Here is a 16,727-nt window from a genome sequence, read left to right on the forward strand (position 1 = left end):
ATGGCTGATTTTTATCAAAACGGTGTGGTTACAACTTTACATAATCTTTCTCGTAGACCAACAGAGGAACTAGAAGCCGAATTACTCCGCTTTTCACAGAAACGCCCCATGGCACTTATCTTGCCATCTCTTTTTTCAGAACTAGAAGGTGATGCCTTACCTCATATTGTTGATGAATTAACAGGCGTACCTTATTTATCTGAAATAGTCATTGGCCTGGATAGAGCCGATATGGCGCAGTACAAACATGCGCTTAAGTTTTTCGACAAACTACCTCAGCATCATCGCGTGTTGTGGAACGACGGCCCTCGCTTGAAAGCCCTTGATGAAGAACTACAATCAAAAGGTCTTGCCCCTAAAGAACTAGGTAAAGGCCGTAATGTTTGGTATTGCATGGGCTATGTTTTAGCATCAAACCGTGCTGAGTCTGTTGCTCTGCATGATTGCGATATTGTGACTTACAACAAAGACTTATTGGCGAAGCTTATTTACCCAGTCGCGAACCCGAACTTTAACTATGAGTTCTGTAAGGGTTATTACGCCCGTGTAGCGAACGGTAAAATTAATGGCCGAGTATCACGTTTGTTAGTGACGCCGTTATTACGCGCACTTAAGCGCATTATGGGTGATAACGAATACCTTGAGTTTATGGACAGCTTCCGCTATCCATTAGCGGGTGAGTTCTCATTCCGACGCGATGTATTAAACGATATTCGCATTCCAAGTGACTGGGGCCTAGAAATTGGCGTGTTGTCTGAAATGCATCGTAACTATTCGCACAACCGTCTTTGCCAAGCCGACATTTGTGATATTTACGATCACAAACACCAAGATTTGTCGCTTAATGATGAACATGGTGGCTTATCTAAAATGTCTATCGACATTACTAAGGCCATCTTCAGAAAACTTGCTACCCAAGGCTATACGTTTAGCAACGAGATGTTCCGCTCAATCAAAGCGACCTATTTTAGGATTGCACTAGATTTCATTGAGACCTATCACAACGACGCAGTAATGAACGGTCTAACTCTTGATATTCACAGTGAAGAAAAAGCAGTTGAAATGTTCGCCAGTAACATTATGAAAGCTGGTCAGAACTTCTTAGAAAACCCAATGGAAACCCCTTTCATTCCAAGTTGGAACCGAGTAACCAGCGCTGTGCCAGATATTCTCGAGCGCTTGCTGGAGGCCGTTGAAGCTGACACCGCAGAATTTATGGAGTAATAGACAATGACATGGCAAGTACTCCATGACAAAGTGAAGCACCATCTAGAATATATCTATGCGGACGTGCCCCTTGAGCATTCATTAGAAAGCTTAACCATGTCTTTAATGGAGACTATGGGCATTAAGCCTGATGAAGATGTTTCGCTTCCTCAATCCCATTCTAATTATTGGGACGAGGAAGACATCATCATGATCACCTATGGCGATAGCGTTATTGATGGCGACGAGCGCCCCCTCGTTACCCTCAATCGTTTTTTAAATCGTTATAGTAAGAACACCATCAATAATGTGCATATTCTGCCTTTCTTTCCATACAGTTCAGACGATGGCTTTTCGGTCATCGACTATTCAAGTGTGAATGAGGCCTTAGGCAGTTGGGACGATGTTGAAGCCATTGCGAAAGACTACGGGTTAATGACTGACTTAGTCATTAACCACTGTTCTGCACGCAGTGTATGGTTCGATAATTTCATCAAAGGTGAAGGTCCTGGTTCAGATTTCTTTTTTACTGGGGATCCAGCGGACGATTTGTCTATCGTCACTCGCCCTAGGGTTTCGCCGCTATTGCGTGAAACAGAAACCAAAGATGGCACTAAACATGTCTGGTGTACTTTTAGTCACGACCAAGTCGATTTTGATTTCAGGAATCCTAAGGTACTTCTTACGTTCATTGATATCATTCGTTTGTATATCGACAAGGGCGCAAAAATATTCCGCTTAGATGCCGTGGCGTTTTTGTGGAAAATTGTGGGCACCAACTGTATTAACCTTCCTCAAACTCATGAGGTTATTAGGTTAATTCGTACCCTGATTGAACATGTCGACCCGTCTATTATTATCATTACTGAAACCAATATTCCTAACCGGGAAAATTTGACCTATTTCGGTAATGCTAACGAAGCTCATGCTATTTATAACTTTTCATTACCGCCGTTATTGGTAAATACCTTAGTGACCGGTAATTGTAAGTACTTAAAAAGTTGGATGATGAGCATGCCACCAGCGCAAAACGGTACGGCATACTTTAACTTCATTGCATCGCACGATGGAATTGGCCTTCGCCCTGCCGAAGGGTTGTTAGACGACGAAGAAATTTCAGAACTTGTGCATACCATGCAAAACTTTGGTGGCAAAATTTCGTGGCGCGCGTCTGATCATGGGCAACAAAAGCCTTATGAGATAAACATTACCTTGTTTGATGCATTACAGGGAACGACAAAAGGCCCTGATAAATGGCAAATAGACAGATTCATCTGTGCACATGCCATTATGCTGGGAATGGAAGGTATTCCAGGCATTTATATTCATAGTTTATTAGGTACATCTAACGACTATGAAAAAGTGGCTAATACAGGTCAAAATCGTTCGATTAACCGCAGGCGTTGGGATTTCAAAGAGCTCGAAGCTTTGCTTGATTCGCCCTACTCTCAGCACCATAAAGTATTGACGCGATTGTCTCAATTAATTCGAATTCGTAAAGCGCAGCCAGCATTCCACCCGAATGCCACACAGTTTACGCTACAGCTTAATGAAAATATTTTCGGTTATTGGCGACAAAGCTTAGACAGAAAGCAAAGTATCTTCTGCATTAGTAATGTATCGGATGAAGAGCAAACTATTTTACTGTCAGATATCAACCTAATTGGTACTGATAACTGGATAGATCTTGTGACTCGCCAACAAATTGCTTTGTCGGATGCCTTTTTGCAATTGAAACCCTATCAAGTGCTCTGGATTAGCAACCAAGACTTTGAGTAACCAATTTCTTTGAGTAACCGAGTCTTTGAGTAACCGAGTCTTTGAGTAAACTTAGTTTCTTGAGCTTTCCACTCACCTCTTCCAAACGGCGCTTACAGCGCCGTTTTTGTTATAATTTCTTTATCGTCATTGCCTAATACATTGGTTTATTGACTGATTTAGGTGATAATCCTCACCCTCAAATTAGGGAGTGGTTTTCATGTCTTCAAAATGGTTATCGTTAGAACACGCATTAGAAAAAGCGATTGATGCAACTAGCACCTTAGGTGAATCTGAAACCATTGCGTTGAGCCATGCTCTAGGAAGAATTACCGCCTCTGAAGTACACGCTACACTATCTGTCCCACCGTGGGATAATTCGGCAATGGATGGCTTCGCTATTAATGCAGATAGTAGCCAACCAAACACGCTTATGCCTATTCAAGGCACGATTACCGCTGGCATGGCCGCAGACGAACCATTAAAACCCGGTCATGCCATCAAGATAATGACAGGTGCACCAGTTCCCCCAGGTGCCGACGCTGTAGTCATGGTTGAAAATACATTTACTGAAAGTAATCACGTAAGTATTAATAGGCAGCACTCTTGTGGTGAAAATATTCGCAACAAAGAAGCAGATATTAAAATTGGACAATCACTTGTAAATCAAGGCGTTCGATTACAGCCACAGCACCTTATGTTGTTGTCTTCACAAGGGCTAACCACGGTTGAAGTAGTGAAACAAGTTAAGGTAGGTGTGGTTGCCACAGGTTCTGAACTGGCGCAACCCGGCGAACCTTGCTTACCCACACAAATATACGAGTCGAACCGTATTGGTGTGAGTGCCTTACTTTCAGAATTGGGCGTGGAAATTATCGACTTCGGCATAGTGAAAGACGACGAACAATCACTCACAGCTTTGTTTAAAGAAGCCAGTGAGCAAGTAGATGTGATGGTTAGTAGTGGCGGCGTATCTGTTGGCGACGCCGATTACGTAAAAGATGTAATAGATACGTTAGGCAGTATCGACTTTTGGAAAGTTGCCATTAAGCCGGGAAAACCTTTTGCCTTAGGCCACATTGGTAACACCTTGTTTTGTGGTCTGCCTGGTAACCCTGTTTCAGCCTTTGTGACCGCCAAACTTCTTGTTACGCCGTTAATTAGAAAAATGCAGGGTGAACGCCACGTTCGTAAGCCGCTAACCGTTAATGCCACAGTAACATGTGACATTAAACGTCGTGCTGGCCGACGAGATTTTCAGCGTGCCACGATGACCTACGATGAAAACTTCAATCTTCTCGTAACGCCGTTTCGCACACAAAGCTCTGGTGTTATGACGTCTATTACCGCAGCAAATTGTTTAATGATAATTCACGAAGATATTAGTCATGTTGAAAAAGGCACTACCTTGCCTGTTATCCCTTTTGACTTACTTTCACCTGAATCGGATTTGTAACTTTGAAGAACAAACGTTATTTACTTGAAGGTAGAGATATAATAAAGCTGGCTTGGCCATTATTAATTGCGCAAATCACCCAAATGCTAATGGGCGTAAGCGATACGATTATGGCGGGACGTTATAGCGCCACTGATATGGCAGCGGTGGCCCTGGGTTTTAGTATTACCGTGCCCTTATTATGCTTTATACAAGGTATTGCACTTGCCTTACCGCCGATTATTTCAAGGCTTCAAGGTACAAAAGACATAACTGGCATTGCCAATGCCAGTCAACAAGCAGGCTACTTAGTGTGTTTCGTTGGTTTAGCGGTAGCCACCCTTATTCCCTTTGCCGGCAACATCGTCTCGTTATTCCCTATGGCAGATGAGCTTCATACCATTACCGTAGATTATGTCGTTTATGTGCTGTGTGCCATGCCGGGTTTTGCGCTTTATCAGTGGTTACGGAATTACTGTGAAGGGTTAGGTAAAACCAAGCCCACTATGTTAATTACCGTTATAGGTTTAATGGCTAATATTATTGGTAACTACCTGTTCATTTACGGTGTGGGCCCTATTCCTGCTTTTGGTGGCGCAGGTTGTGGTGTAGCAACAGCCATTGTTATTTATACCATGCTAATTGCTACTTTCATTTACGTACGATTTAGCCCAGCACTAAAAAAATACCAACTATTCGATACGTACTACAAGCCGTCTGTGGTGGCCATAAAGCGTACCTTTAAGCTTGGCCTTCCTATCGCCATGACATTGCTGTTTGAAGTGACCTTATTTGCTGTAGTGGCATTGTTACTAGCGCCCTTTGGCTCAACAACCGTTGCCGCACACCAAGTTGCCCTTAATTTCTCAGCGCTTATGTTTATGATACCCATGAGTATTGGTATGGCAGCGTCTATTCGAATTGGTTATCGCATAGGGCAAGATAATAGACGGCAAGCTAAAATTGCCGCTCAGTGTTCCATTTTAATTGGGTTTGTTACCGCAGCCTGTACTGCAACCTTCACGCTAAGTGCCAAAGCATTCATCATTGGGCTTTATACTAGCGACGATGCAGTTTACCAAATGGCGAATGCGCTGCTTATTTATGCGGCTATTTTTCAACTTTCAGACGCTATACAAGTAATATCAGCCAATGCCTTACGTGGATACAAAGACACGACTGCCATGTTTATTATTACATTTGTGTCTTACTGGTTAATTGGCCTGCCCACCGGCGTAATATTAGGCCGTACTGATTGGGTAACCGCAGAGCCTATGTCTGCTGGCGGTTTTTGGATTGGGTTTATTGTGGGGTTAAGTGCAGCAGCCATTATGCTAGGCGCAAGACTTTATTATATTCAGCGGCCAAACTACCGCTACGCTACCTAGTTTTATAAATACTATGACTATCGATTACACGTCTGTGTTCCGATAGGCTTCCCAATCACTAGGTGCATCAATATCAAATGCAGATTCGGGGTGATTTACCCCAATGGCCTGCCCTTTATTTTTCCAATTTTCTATCACTTTCTTAGCCCCTTTATCACCGCTTAATGCCAGTAAGCTGTCGAATGCCGCTTTTGGAAAAATGGCAGGCACTGTTGCTTTCGTTTCAAGAACGCGGTTATACCACTGACTGAAGATGATGTGATTGGGGTTTGATGGTAACTCGTTAATTAATGCTTGCAGTGTGGTAGTGGTGACACTGGCTAAGTCTGCTAAGTGCACTAACACATGGGTGTACTGGTGGTCGTTTGCTTGCATAGCATTGCTAATGCCACAGCAAATACTCGAAGCGATGCCTTCATGCCACGACGGGTTGTAACACACCTTAACACTATTGCTATCTTGCACTGCGTTGGCCGTAATTAAATCAGCAATATCGCTGTGCCAACGGCCGGTTACCACGTAAGTAGCGTCAAGGTGAAGTGCTTGTAACTGCTGCAAAGCGTATTGGATTAACGGCAACCCACTGTAATGTGGGGAAAGTAACTTGTTACTGCCGTAACGCTTACTTTCCCCACCCGCCAAAAGTATGCTTGCAATCTTAATCATGCTTACTCATGTTAATTTACCGTATTTGCTGCATTAACTGTATTCACCAGTTCTCACGCTTGCGAAACTAAACAAGATCTAACGTGAACGACTGAGCTCTTTGATGGCTTGGGTTAGCCCTTCAAGAGTTAGCCCGTACATTCTGTCTTCAACAATCTCTTTAATAATTGAAATAGACGAATAATAAGGCCAATAGTTCTCAGCTTGTGGATTTAACCATACCGCTTTATTAAAATGGTTCAGTATACGGCCCAGCCACGCACTACCCGGCTCTTCGTTCCAATGCTCAACACTTCCACCAGGATAAGTAATCTCATAAGGCCCCATGGTGGCATCGCCAACAAAAATGACTTTATAGTCTTTACCGTACCGATGAATAATATCGTGAACCGATACCCGTTCTTTTTCGCGTCGCAGGTTATCTTTCCATACCTCTTCATACACGCAGTTATGAAAGTAGAAGTACTCGAGGTATTTGAACTCACTCTGCACTGCGGAGAAAAGCTCTTGGGTAGTTTTAACATAAGGATCCATAGAACCACCCACATCAAAAAACATTAACACCTTAACCGCGTTATGGCGCTCGGGCGACATGTGTATATCTAACATGCCGCCTTTTTTAGCCGTTTCACCAATGGTCGTGGCCACATCCAGTTCTTCACTTGCACCGGTTCTGGCGAACTTACGTAATTTACGCAAAGCCACTTTAATATTTCGTGTACCTAGCTCTACGTCGGCAGATAAATTTTTAAACTCGCGTTTGTCCCATACTTTTACCGCAGAGTTACGACGATTGCCTTTTTGACCAATACGAATACCTTCAGGGTTGTCGCCATAAGCGCCGAAGGGAGACGTTCCACCTGTACCCACCCACTTATTACCACCTTGATGTCGCTTTTCTTGCTCTTCAAGGCGCTTTTTAAGGGTATCCATTAAGGCTTCTAAGCCACCAGATTGGCGCAGTGCTTCACGCTCTTCTGCGCTTAAGGTTTTCTCAATTTGCTTACGTAACCATTCTTCGGGAATTTCTTTACCGAATAAATCGATAGATTCCACCCCTTCGAAGTAATCGGCAAATGCTCTGTCGAATTTATCGTATTGAGATTCATCTTTCACCATGATGGTTCGAGACAAACTATAAAAGCCTTCTAAATCTGCATAAACAATATGCTTTTCCAAGGCGTGGAGTAAATCAAGTAGCTCTCGCAAGCTTACCTTTACTTGATATTTTCGCAGCGTGAAAAAGAATTGAATAAGCATTAGCGGCGGGCCATAAATACCAATTTTTCGAACAAGTGAATATCTTGCTCGTTTTTAAGTAATGCACCGTACAGTGGTGGAATTGCGGCTTTACCGTCTTTAGATTGCAAGGCTTCAGGTGGAATGTCTTCAGCCACCAGCAGTTTCAACCAGTCGATAAGTTCTGATGTAGACGGTTTTTTCTTAAGCCCAGGTACGTCTCTAATCTCAAAGAAAGCTTTTAATGCTTCATCAAGCAGCTTTTTCTTTAAGTCAGGGAAATGCACATCTACGATTTGCTGCATTTCTTCAGGCGTAGGAAATTTAATATAATGGAAGAAACAACGACGCAGAAAGGCGTCTGGCAGCTCTTTTTCATTATTTGACGTGATAATAACAATGGGGCGTACTTTTGCTACCACGCGCTCTTGAGTTTCATAGACAAAGAACTCCATCTTATCGAGCTCAAGCAATAAATCGTTTGGAAACTCAATATCCGCTTTGTCTATTTCATCAATTAATAAAATAGGACGGTTGCCCGCTTCAAATGCCTGCCACAGTTTCCCTTTAACAATGTAATTGCCGATATCATGAACACGATCGTCACCCAGCTGTGAATCACGAAGACGCGATACTGCATCGTATTCGTACAAGCCTTGTTGTGCCTTTGTAGTAGATTTGATGTGCCACTGAATTAAATCGGTTCCAAGACTGGCGGCTAATTCTTCAGCCAACATGGTTTTACCGGTGCCCGGCTCACCCTTTATGAGCAGTGGACGCTCTAGCGTAATGGCGGCATTCACGGCAAGTTGCAAATCTTTTGTAGCGATATAATTCGACGTTCCACTAAAAGCCATTTTGGTTTTACCTCTTTCGTTCTGATTCGTCATGTAAAATAACAATAACATATAGCGAAAAAGCACTTTGCATTTTCACGTTTGGGACCAATGATATAGGGGTATGACGAAATCCCCTAATTCAGGCTATGAATTATTAACTATTATAAAGGTCGTACAGATCACGACTGCTGGGATTTCCTAACTAGGTAAGGATTAATAATGCAAGTATTTGACGACAACTCTCTATCTATTGGCCGCACGCCTCTAGTTAAATTAAACCGCGTTACTTCTGGTAACGTTTACGCAAAGGTTGAATCTCGTAACCCTAGCTTTAGCGTTAAGTGCCGTATTGGCGCCAATATGATTTGGGATGCCGAAAAACGTGGCGTGCTTACCCAAGGTAAGGAAATTGTAGAGCCTACCAGTGGTAACACAGGTATTGCCCTTGCGTTCGTTGCCGCATCTCGTGGTTACAAACTTACGCTTACCATGCCTAGCAGCATGAGCTTGGAGCGCAGAAAGCTATTAAAAGCCCTTGGTGCAAGCTTAGTATTAACTGAAGCGCCAAAAGGCATGAAAGGTGCGGTTGCCGCAGCACAAGAAATTGTGGCATCGGATCCTGAAAAGTACGTTTTACTTCAGCAGTTCGATAACCCTGCCAACCCTGCTATTCATGAAAAGACCACGGGTCCTGAAATTTGGAATGACACCGACGGTAAAGTAGATGCATTCGTGGCAGGCGTTGGTACAGGCGGAACCATTACTGGTGTTAGCCGTTACCTCAAAAACACCCAAGGTAAAGCTATTACCTCTATTGCGGTAGAGCCTACTGATTCGCCGGTTATTACCCAAGCGATGAATGGCGAAGAACTAACACCAGGACCACACAAAATTCAAGGTATTGGTGCAGGCTTCATTCCAGGTAACTTGGACTTAAGCTTGATTGACGAAGTTGAGCAAGTAACCAACGATGAATGTATGGAAATGGCGCATCGCTTGATGACCGAAGAAGGTATTCTTGCCGGTATTTCTTCTGGTGCAGCAGTAGTGGCAGCAAAACGTTTTGCTGAGCGTCCAGAGAATAAAGACAAAATTGTGGTAGTACTGCTAGCCAGTGGTACCGAGCGTTACCTAAGTAGCCCATTATTTGCGGGCGCATTTGGCGACCAAGAAGAAACACAGTAATTAACTCTAGCAACCCGTTGGGCGGGTACGAGTAAAGTGACAAAACGAGGCTTCGGCCTCGTTTTTTGTTTTAAGATCTCCCTTTAAAGGAATACTTTTATATCATCGCTATACTTTTTTTTAGCAAAATAGAACTTAAAACCGTTCATCTCAACTATCTTTATCTCAAGGTAGTAATTTAATAGATTCGTTAAAGAAATGAGTGAATGTTATTCGAAAGATTAAGACTTATTGGCTTGCGTCTCATCGGATGAGCCACGATAATATTCGCGATCATTTTCCTTTATCTTATTTGAGGTTTTTCATTAATGCGCCCTTTTCGTTTTGGTTTGTATGCCGTTTTGCTTAGCGTGCTTTGTTTAGCAGGGTGTGAAGAAAAAGAAGAAGGAATGGGTCGCTACGGTATGCTAGCCGACAGTACGCCAGAATATTCGGCAGTGACGTTTCTAAAAAGCGTTTATGAAGATGATAATCTTGATGTTGCGATTAGCCTGTCGTCCGATCGTTTGGCTAGGATTCTGACCAATTACCACAGCAATAGAAACGTACAGCGTCATCTATTGAATTTAAAATACGACACTGTAATCATTACTCCGCAAAGCGGCAACAGTGTTGGGCGCTCTGAGTTTTCAAAAAAAGCAACGGTAACCGTATTTTTAAGTGGTATGTACGATGACGATAAAATTGAAGACTTGCGCAGCTTAGATCTTATTAAAGAAGATGGTGTGTGGAAAGTATCTCAAATTCACCCAGACCATTTTATGTAATAAAAAAGGCTGTTCGAATATATGATTCGAACAGCCTGTTGGTATTTGGCTATGGTGCTAAAATAGTACTATATGCGTAGCTTGGATTTAGTCGCTTGAGTTTAATAGCTTAAACTAACTCGCTTAACGCCCTACCGCAACGCCTTCACGTCTTGGATCCGCACCGCCAATAATCTTACCCGACTTAATTTGAATACCGTGTAAACCACTGTTTAAGTCGACAACCTTTACATTATGCCCTAACGCTTTTAACGGCGCTTCGAGTTCAGCAATAGGCGTTCCTTTTTCAAGGGCGGTGTAATCATTTCGGTTCGTGATTTTAGGTAAATTAATAGCCTGTTGGATGTCTAATCCAAAATCCAGTACGCCCACTAACGTTTGCGCCACGTAACTTACAATACGAGAGCCACCAGGAGAGCCTACTACCACTTCCAGCTCACCTTCCTTGTCGAATACCATTGTTGGGCTCATCGCGCTTCGTGGGCGCTTACCTGGCTCAACACGGTTAGGGACAGGGAAACGATTCTGGGTAGGTGAAAACGAAAAGTCGGTTAATTGGTTATTTAGCAAGAAACCACCAACCATTAAACCCGAACCAAACATAAATTCGATACTTGTGGTCATCGACACCGCATTGCCTTCTTTATCGACAATAGAGAAGTGCGATGTATTTGGCTGTTCCATGTTACTGCCAAGACTAATATTGGCATCGCCGTAAGGGTTGCCCGCACGCACACGTCGCCACTTCTTATCTGGTGCAATACCTTCAGCGCGGCGGTGTAAATACGCAGTGTTAATCATGGCTGCAAACGGTAGGTTGGTAAAATCACTATCCGCTATGTATTTTTCTCTGTCGGCGTAGGCCAGCGCGCTTGATTGAGTAAAAACGTTTGCGAATTCTACAGAATCAGGCGTGAAGGAAGAAAAATCCTGCCCTTCTAGCATTTTGAGAATTTGGTACACGTTAATACCGCCCGAACTTGGCGGTGCCATGCCACAAATCTGTTTTTCACGATACAAGCCACACACTGGTTCACGTTGAATAGGTTCGTAGGCGGCCAAGTCTTCTGTCGTCATTTGACCTGGGTTGATTGATGCAGAATTCACCGTTTTAACGATTTTTTCTGCTAATTCGCCTTTATACAGATAATCAGTACCGTTTGCGGCAAGACCTTTCAACGTTTTAGCCAGTTGCTTGTTCTTACGTATCGCGCCTTCTTTTAACGGAAGCCCTGCAGGAAAGAAATACGTAGAACTGGTTGGAAACGTTTTTAAACCTGGGTGGTAGTCAAGGGCAATAAGTTTAGCTAGTCGTGGAGATACACGAAACCCTTCGGTTGCCGTTTTAATAGTATCGTCAAACAGTGTATTCCACGGCAAGTTGCCGAATTCACTTTGTGCAGTTTCTAGCGCTTTAATCGCACCAGGCACACCTACCGATTTTCCGCCTACTACGGCATCCAGCCAACGCATAGGCTTGTTGCCTTCCATAAACCAATGGGCGTTTACGGCTGCAGGCGCGGTTTCTCTGCCATCAAAGGTGTGCAGCACTTTATTTTTGTTGTCCCAATACAATATAAACGCGCCGCCACCAATACCAGAGGACTGTGGTTCAACAAGTGATAACATTGATTGCACTGCAACGGCAGCATCAATGGCGCTTCCACCTTTCGCCAATATGTTTTTGCCTGCCCATGAAGCGTATGGGTTAGCCGCTACCACCATGTAATCTTCAGCAGCAAAGGCTTTTTTATCCACGTATCCAGTGGCCGCCTCTGGCTCCCCTACTTCTCTTACTTGTTGTGCATTAGCAGACACCAACAGGCAGCTTGAAACTGCAATGGCTAAAAACGATGAACTAAACCATGAACCACGTTTCAAAATATGACTTCCTCTTTATTTAAATTTCTCCGGATTGATCGGACGTTTTGACAAAAACGCATCAAACGCTTCACGCGCTGCCTCTGAATCCATAGCTTGACCAAACACATCGAATTCAATATCCATATAATGATGGGTAGATTCCACATCATTCTTTAACAGTGATTTGGTTTGCATCAATGCAAATGAGGGCTTTGCCACCAGCTTTTTACATACCGATGCCACTTTTTCGGTTAACACCTCGGCAGAATAGCTACCAGTAATTAACCCAAACTGACAGGCATCTTCTGTGCCAAATGGTTCGCCTAACATCAGCCACTCACTGGCTTTTACATGTCCTGCCAGTTTCGGAAGAAGATAACTTGAAGCAAATTCAGGAACAAGGCCTAAGTTGATGAATGGTAGAACAAATCGGGTGTTTGTCTCAGCGTAGATAAAATCACAATGTAAAAGCATAGTCGTGCCTATACCTACAGCCATGCCATGTACTTGAGCCACCACCGGCACTTTGCAATTTATTAGCCCGCGCATAAATGCCGCCGATTCATTAACATCATCCCCTTCTTTGCGCCCTGCAAAATCACTAATGTCGTTACCTGAAGTGAAGCAGTCCCCTTCACCACGAAACAGCACTGTCTTAATGCTATCGTCATTTTCAATACTAAATAATGCATCAGCCATGGCCTGATACATTTCTCGGGTTAAGGCGTTTTTCTTCTCTGGGCGATTGATGGTGATCGTTAAGATCCCGTTTTTCTTTTCACTTAAAATTAGAGACATCTGTCACCTCTTGATATTTTTATGATTGTTATATAGGTGGAAGCCGACGAAAAAAGCAATTTTACCGATAACGCTTTCCACCCTACTGGCAATTTTATGTATCATACCCAGCACACACGGATTACTAAAATAAATAACAATGATGATGTCACTACCGGTCTCACCTAAGTATAGCGTAGGCCCACTTATTTTAGCGCTTTGCGCTATCGTCGCTTTTTTCTTAGAACCCCTCTCTGGTGAGTGGTTAGCTTACGATCGTTTCGCCATTCAAGGGCTAGAAACCTGGCGCTTATTGTCTGGCAATATTGTACATACCAATGGGTATCACCTGTTGCTGAATTTATCAGGCCTTACCCTACTGTGGGCGCTACACGGCGAACATTACCGAATAGGTCGGTTCTTAAAAGTATTTGTATGGTGCAGCTTAGGCACAAGTGCTGGCCTTTACCTGTTTTCTGAAGATCTTATTTGGTATGCAGGGTTATCTGGTGCGCTACACGGTATTTTTGTATGGGGCGCATTAATGGATATTATGAATAAGATGCGCTCTGGCTGGATTTTACTGGGCGGAGTTGCGCTAAAAGTGGTTTATGAGCAAATATCGGGCAGTAGTGCGCAGGTGGCTGCACTGATTGACGCCAAAGTCGCCATTGATTCGCACTTATTCGGTGCGGTAAGTGGATTGATCATTTTCACGCTTATGTGGTTAACCGCTAAAAAACGATGAATATTCAGTTGCCCGTGTTTATTCCGGGTTAAAATAAAAACGCCCCTGTATAGGGGCGTTTTTTTATCTTTATAACCAGCCTTAACTAACTACAAGTTCTCTTCGAACAACTTATAGATTCGGCGGTATTCGTCTAACCAAGAACTTGGTTGTACAAAACCATGTGGCTCTACAGGGTAAATAGCCGTTTCAAAGTCTTCTTTTTCTAGCTCAATTAAGCGCTGTACTAGTCGAACCGTGTCGTGGAAAAATACATTGTCATCAACCATAGGTGCGTTAATTAACAGTGGCTTCTCTAGCCCTTCTGCAAAATAGATAGGTGAACTGCGCTCATAAGCAATAGGGTCTACATCTGGGGTGTTCAGGATATTAGACGTATACCCAATATTATAGTGCGCCCAATCGGTAACTGGGCGAAGCGCTGCACCAGCTGCAAAAAGATCCGGTGCGTTAAACATAGACATAAAGGTTAAGAAGCCGCCATAAGAGCCTCCATACGTACCTATTCTTTTGCGATCCACATTAGCGTTTTCTACTAACCAATTAACACCATCACGTAAATCTTGTACTTCAGGCGTACCCATGTTGCGGTATATGGCGGTACGCCAGTCGCGCCCGTAACCAGCCGAGGCACGGTAGTCCATATCAAGTACCACATACCCTTGTTGCACTAGCATGCTATTAAACATGTATTCTCTGAAATACAAAGACCATCCTAAATGGGCATTCTGCAAATAACCTGCACCGTGATTAAAGACTACTGCTTTAAGCGGCTTGTCTGCTTGATAATCTTTCGGTAAGTAAACGCGGGCATAAATAGGCGCATCGGTGTGACTAGATGGAATGGCCACCACGTTAGGCACTGCCCAAGGTATTGCGGTAAACGCGTCGCTTACCGTATCGGTAATTTTAGTCGCTGATTGTGTGCTATCTACTGCTTTAACATAAAGCTCAGGAGGGCGAGACACTTTACCGTGGCTTAACACTAATGTGGTGTTATCTGGGCTAAGTTCATACTCTGTTAAACCGTTAAGATTGGTTAGCGCTTCTACTTCGCCGCCTGCTGTCTTAACGCGATAAACTTCGAAAATGCCAGGGTGTTTACTGTTCGCGGTAAAGTACATCCACATGTCATCATTAGACAACGTAGGGCTATCAGTAATGAACGTACCTTGGGTTAAGGCTTTTGGGGATTGTCCTGGTACTTGCGTATAAAGGTGCGCATAGCCTGAGTGCTCAGACTGATAGTACAGGGTTTCGCTGTTATTAAACCAACCAAAGCTGTTAAAACGATAGTTTACCCATGCATCATCATGTAAGCGATGTTGGTTCACTAAACGTTGGTTATCTAGGTCTACCGTGGCAATCCAGCGGTCTTTGTTGTCCCACGCTTCCACCATTACCGCAACTTGCTCACCGTCTTTGTGCCAGCTGATAGAAGGCTTTTGCCAGTTCCAGCTAGACAGCAAGGTAATAGGTCTTGGTAAACGATTCACGTCGTAACGTTCGCCTTTAGCTTCTGCATTTTCAGCCTTCACGTCGGCTAATACATCGTCGTTATAACCAGGTAAGCTAAAGTAGTTTAGTAGTGACTTTTCACCACTTGCTAAGTCTAAAAGCCAAAGTTGATGATTAATCGGTTCAGCATCGGCTACTTTTCTACGTACAGGCTTGCTCGCGATGCGGCTGTCTTCCTGAATGTAGTGCGGCATAATGTCACTATCATCTCGGGAAGGCGTATCAGGCGTAGTCGCCACAATGGCGAAATTACCTTTCGGAGATACACTCACGCCCACCAACTTATGGGTTTTATCAAAATAAAACGCATCAGGTGCAATACTGGTGTTGTTTGCCGCTAGGGTGTTTTGTGCGTTCGCTTTGGCTTCACGGTTTTTAAGCTTTTTAGCAATATATTGAATTAATGATTGCTGCTGCTCGGCAATATAATCTTTTGGCGCTGCTACGGCTTCTGGTTCATCACTGAATGACCAACTTACCAATTCTTCTCTGCTACCGTTAGTTAGGTCTATGGCAATGGCGCTATTGCCACTTAATGCCATTAAACGTCCATCAGTCATAAAAGATAATGATGATAGAAAACTACCACCACGGGTAAGTTGCACAACTTCATTATTGGTGAATTGCACGTATACGCTGTCTTTAAATCGATAAGCAATGACACCGTCTTCACGCTCTACCCGCTCATCGTATTTATATTGGTGTAATTGAGATAATGGAGCTTTTACACTTTTATCTGCCGCATTAAGACTCGCTATATAAACATCTTTTAGCTTGCTGTTAGGTTGTTCTCTTTCGTAAACAATGTGGCTACCATCAATTGACCACCCCATATTGGTCGGCGCTCGGCCCAACCATTGTGGGTCTGCCATAATTTGTTTTAAGGTAATCTCACCGTTTTCTGAATACTGTACAGGGCCCTGCTCAATGTCGGGAGTGTAGGAAGCAATTGGCTCATTACGGATACTTTTAGGTGCCCTAGATGAAAGGGTGTCACTTTGGGCGGAGCTTCTTTTAGCGTTTAATTCAGTAGTTGAATCTGTATTGGCGCATCCGCTAAGCAGGAGCGTAATACTAGAAGCTAAAACAAGGGAAGAAAATTTCTGCATAATAACGACTTTATTTTTTAGTTATGCCCACATTATACCCAGAGAATCGAGCAATTGACTATTAGGCTGTAAATCCTAAGTGGAAATTACTCAATTCGACAAATCCCTGATATAAAAACCACTGATAAAAATCTCTGAATAAAAAGCCGCGCATAAAAAAGCCCCGCATAATATGCGGGGCAATCAAGCACACTCAACTTGGAACACACTTTAGCTCAAACGCACTCAT

Annotated in this window: 13 protein-coding genes; 7 read left to right on the forward strand and 6 right to left on the reverse strand. The window is 43.4% G+C overall.

All coding sequences use genetic code 11. From position 1 onward, the window contains the following. From AV939_RS06095 to AV939_RS06110, 4 genes are all read left to right on the forward strand, one after another. Positions 1 to 1,224, forward strand: coding sequence for a glycosyl transferase (locus tag AV939_RS06095; protein WP_013784255.1), 1,224 nt, complete (start codon positions 1 to 3; stop codon positions 1,222 to 1,224). A gap of 6 nt (positions 1,225 to 1,230) precedes the next feature. Continuing rightward, entirely contained in the window at positions 1,231 to 2,985 is a 1,755-nt protein-coding gene (locus AV939_RS06100) for a sugar phosphorylase (protein WP_061997365.1), read from the forward strand. Between the two features lie 199 nt (positions 2,986 to 3,184). Further along, on the forward strand, positions 3,185 to 4,420 hold the full coding sequence (gene moeA, locus AV939_RS06105; RefSeq protein WP_061997366.1) for a molybdopterin molybdotransferase MoeA: 1,236 nt from the start codon (positions 3,185 to 3,187) through the stop codon (positions 4,418 to 4,420). 2 nt (positions 4,421 to 4,422) lie between these two features. After that, positions 4,423 to 5,787 carry an MATE family efflux transporter gene (locus tag AV939_RS06110; protein WP_082604926.1) on the forward strand — a complete coding sequence of 455 codons (1,365 nt, stop codon included), beginning with the start codon at positions 4,423 to 4,425 and terminating at the stop codon, positions 5,785 to 5,787. Positions 5,788 to 5,811: 24 nt separating this feature from the next. Here the strand turns inward: AV939_RS06110 and AV939_RS06115 are convergent, their stop codons facing one another. The 3 genes from AV939_RS06115 to AV939_RS06125 form a co-directional block, all read right to left on the reverse strand. Then, complete coding sequence (locus AV939_RS06115) at positions 5,812 to 6,453, reverse strand: nucleotidyltransferase family protein (protein WP_057792077.1); 642 nt, start codon at positions 6,451 to 6,453, stop codon at positions 5,812 to 5,814. 78 nt (positions 6,454 to 6,531) lie between these two features. Beyond that, complete coding sequence (locus tag AV939_RS06120) at positions 6,532 to 7,713, reverse strand: vWA domain-containing protein (RefSeq protein WP_057792079.1); 1,182 nt, start codon at positions 7,711 to 7,713, stop codon at positions 6,532 to 6,534. Continuing rightward, a complete protein-coding gene (locus AV939_RS06125) occupies positions 7,713 to 8,549 on the reverse strand; it encodes an AAA family ATPase (RefSeq protein WP_057796164.1) in 837 nt (278 codons plus the stop codon). The genes AV939_RS06120 and AV939_RS06125 overlap by 1 nt, the downstream gene beginning before the upstream one ends. Before the next feature lie 201 nt (positions 8,550 to 8,750). Here AV939_RS06125 and cysK point away from each other — a divergent pair, with 201 nt between their 5' ends. Next, positions 8,751 to 9,716 carry a cysteine synthase A gene (gene cysK / locus AV939_RS06130; protein ID WP_013784262.1) on the forward strand — a complete coding sequence of 322 codons (966 nt, stop codon included), beginning with the start codon at positions 8,751 to 8,753 and terminating at the stop codon, positions 9,714 to 9,716. Between the two features lie 308 nt (positions 9,717 to 10,024). Next, positions 10,025 to 10,483: a hypothetical protein gene (locus AV939_RS06135; protein ID WP_057792082.1), complete on the forward strand. Its 459-nt coding sequence runs from the start codon at positions 10,025 to 10,027 to the stop codon at positions 10,481 to 10,483. Between the two features lie 123 nt (positions 10,484 to 10,606). On the opposite strand, the gene ggt is transcribed toward AV939_RS06135, so the two are convergent. Together ggt and AV939_RS06145 are read right to left on the reverse strand one after the other, a co-directional pair. Next, a complete protein-coding gene (gene ggt / locus AV939_RS06140) occupies positions 10,607 to 12,364 on the reverse strand; it encodes a gamma-glutamyltransferase (RefSeq protein ID WP_057792084.1) in 1,758 nt (585 codons plus the stop codon). 15 nt (positions 12,365 to 12,379) lie between these two features. Continuing rightward, positions 12,380 to 13,144: an enoyl-CoA hydratase gene (locus tag AV939_RS06145; protein WP_057792086.1), complete on the reverse strand. Its 765-nt coding sequence runs from the start codon at positions 13,142 to 13,144 to the stop codon at positions 12,380 to 12,382. Positions 13,145 to 13,286: 142 nt separating this feature from the next. On the opposite strand from AV939_RS06145, the gene rrtA reads away from it, so the two are divergent. Next, positions 13,287 to 13,871, forward strand: a complete 585-nt coding sequence (gene rrtA / locus AV939_RS06150) for a rhombosortase (RefSeq protein WP_057796166.1) — start codon at positions 13,287 to 13,289, stop codon at positions 13,869 to 13,871. Between the two features lie 89 nt (positions 13,872 to 13,960). On the opposite strand, the gene AV939_RS06155 is transcribed toward rrtA, so the two are convergent. Beyond that, entirely contained in the window at positions 13,961 to 16,498 is a 2,538-nt protein-coding gene (locus AV939_RS06155) for a S9 family peptidase (protein WP_057792088.1), read from the reverse strand. Positions 16,499 to 16,727: the final 229 nt, after the last annotated feature.

Source organism: Alteromonas sp. Mac1 (genome assembly GCF_001562125.1).
In the GTDB taxonomy this organism is placed as follows: Bacteria; Pseudomonadota; Gammaproteobacteria; order Enterobacterales; family Alteromonadaceae; genus Alteromonas; species Alteromonas stellipolaris.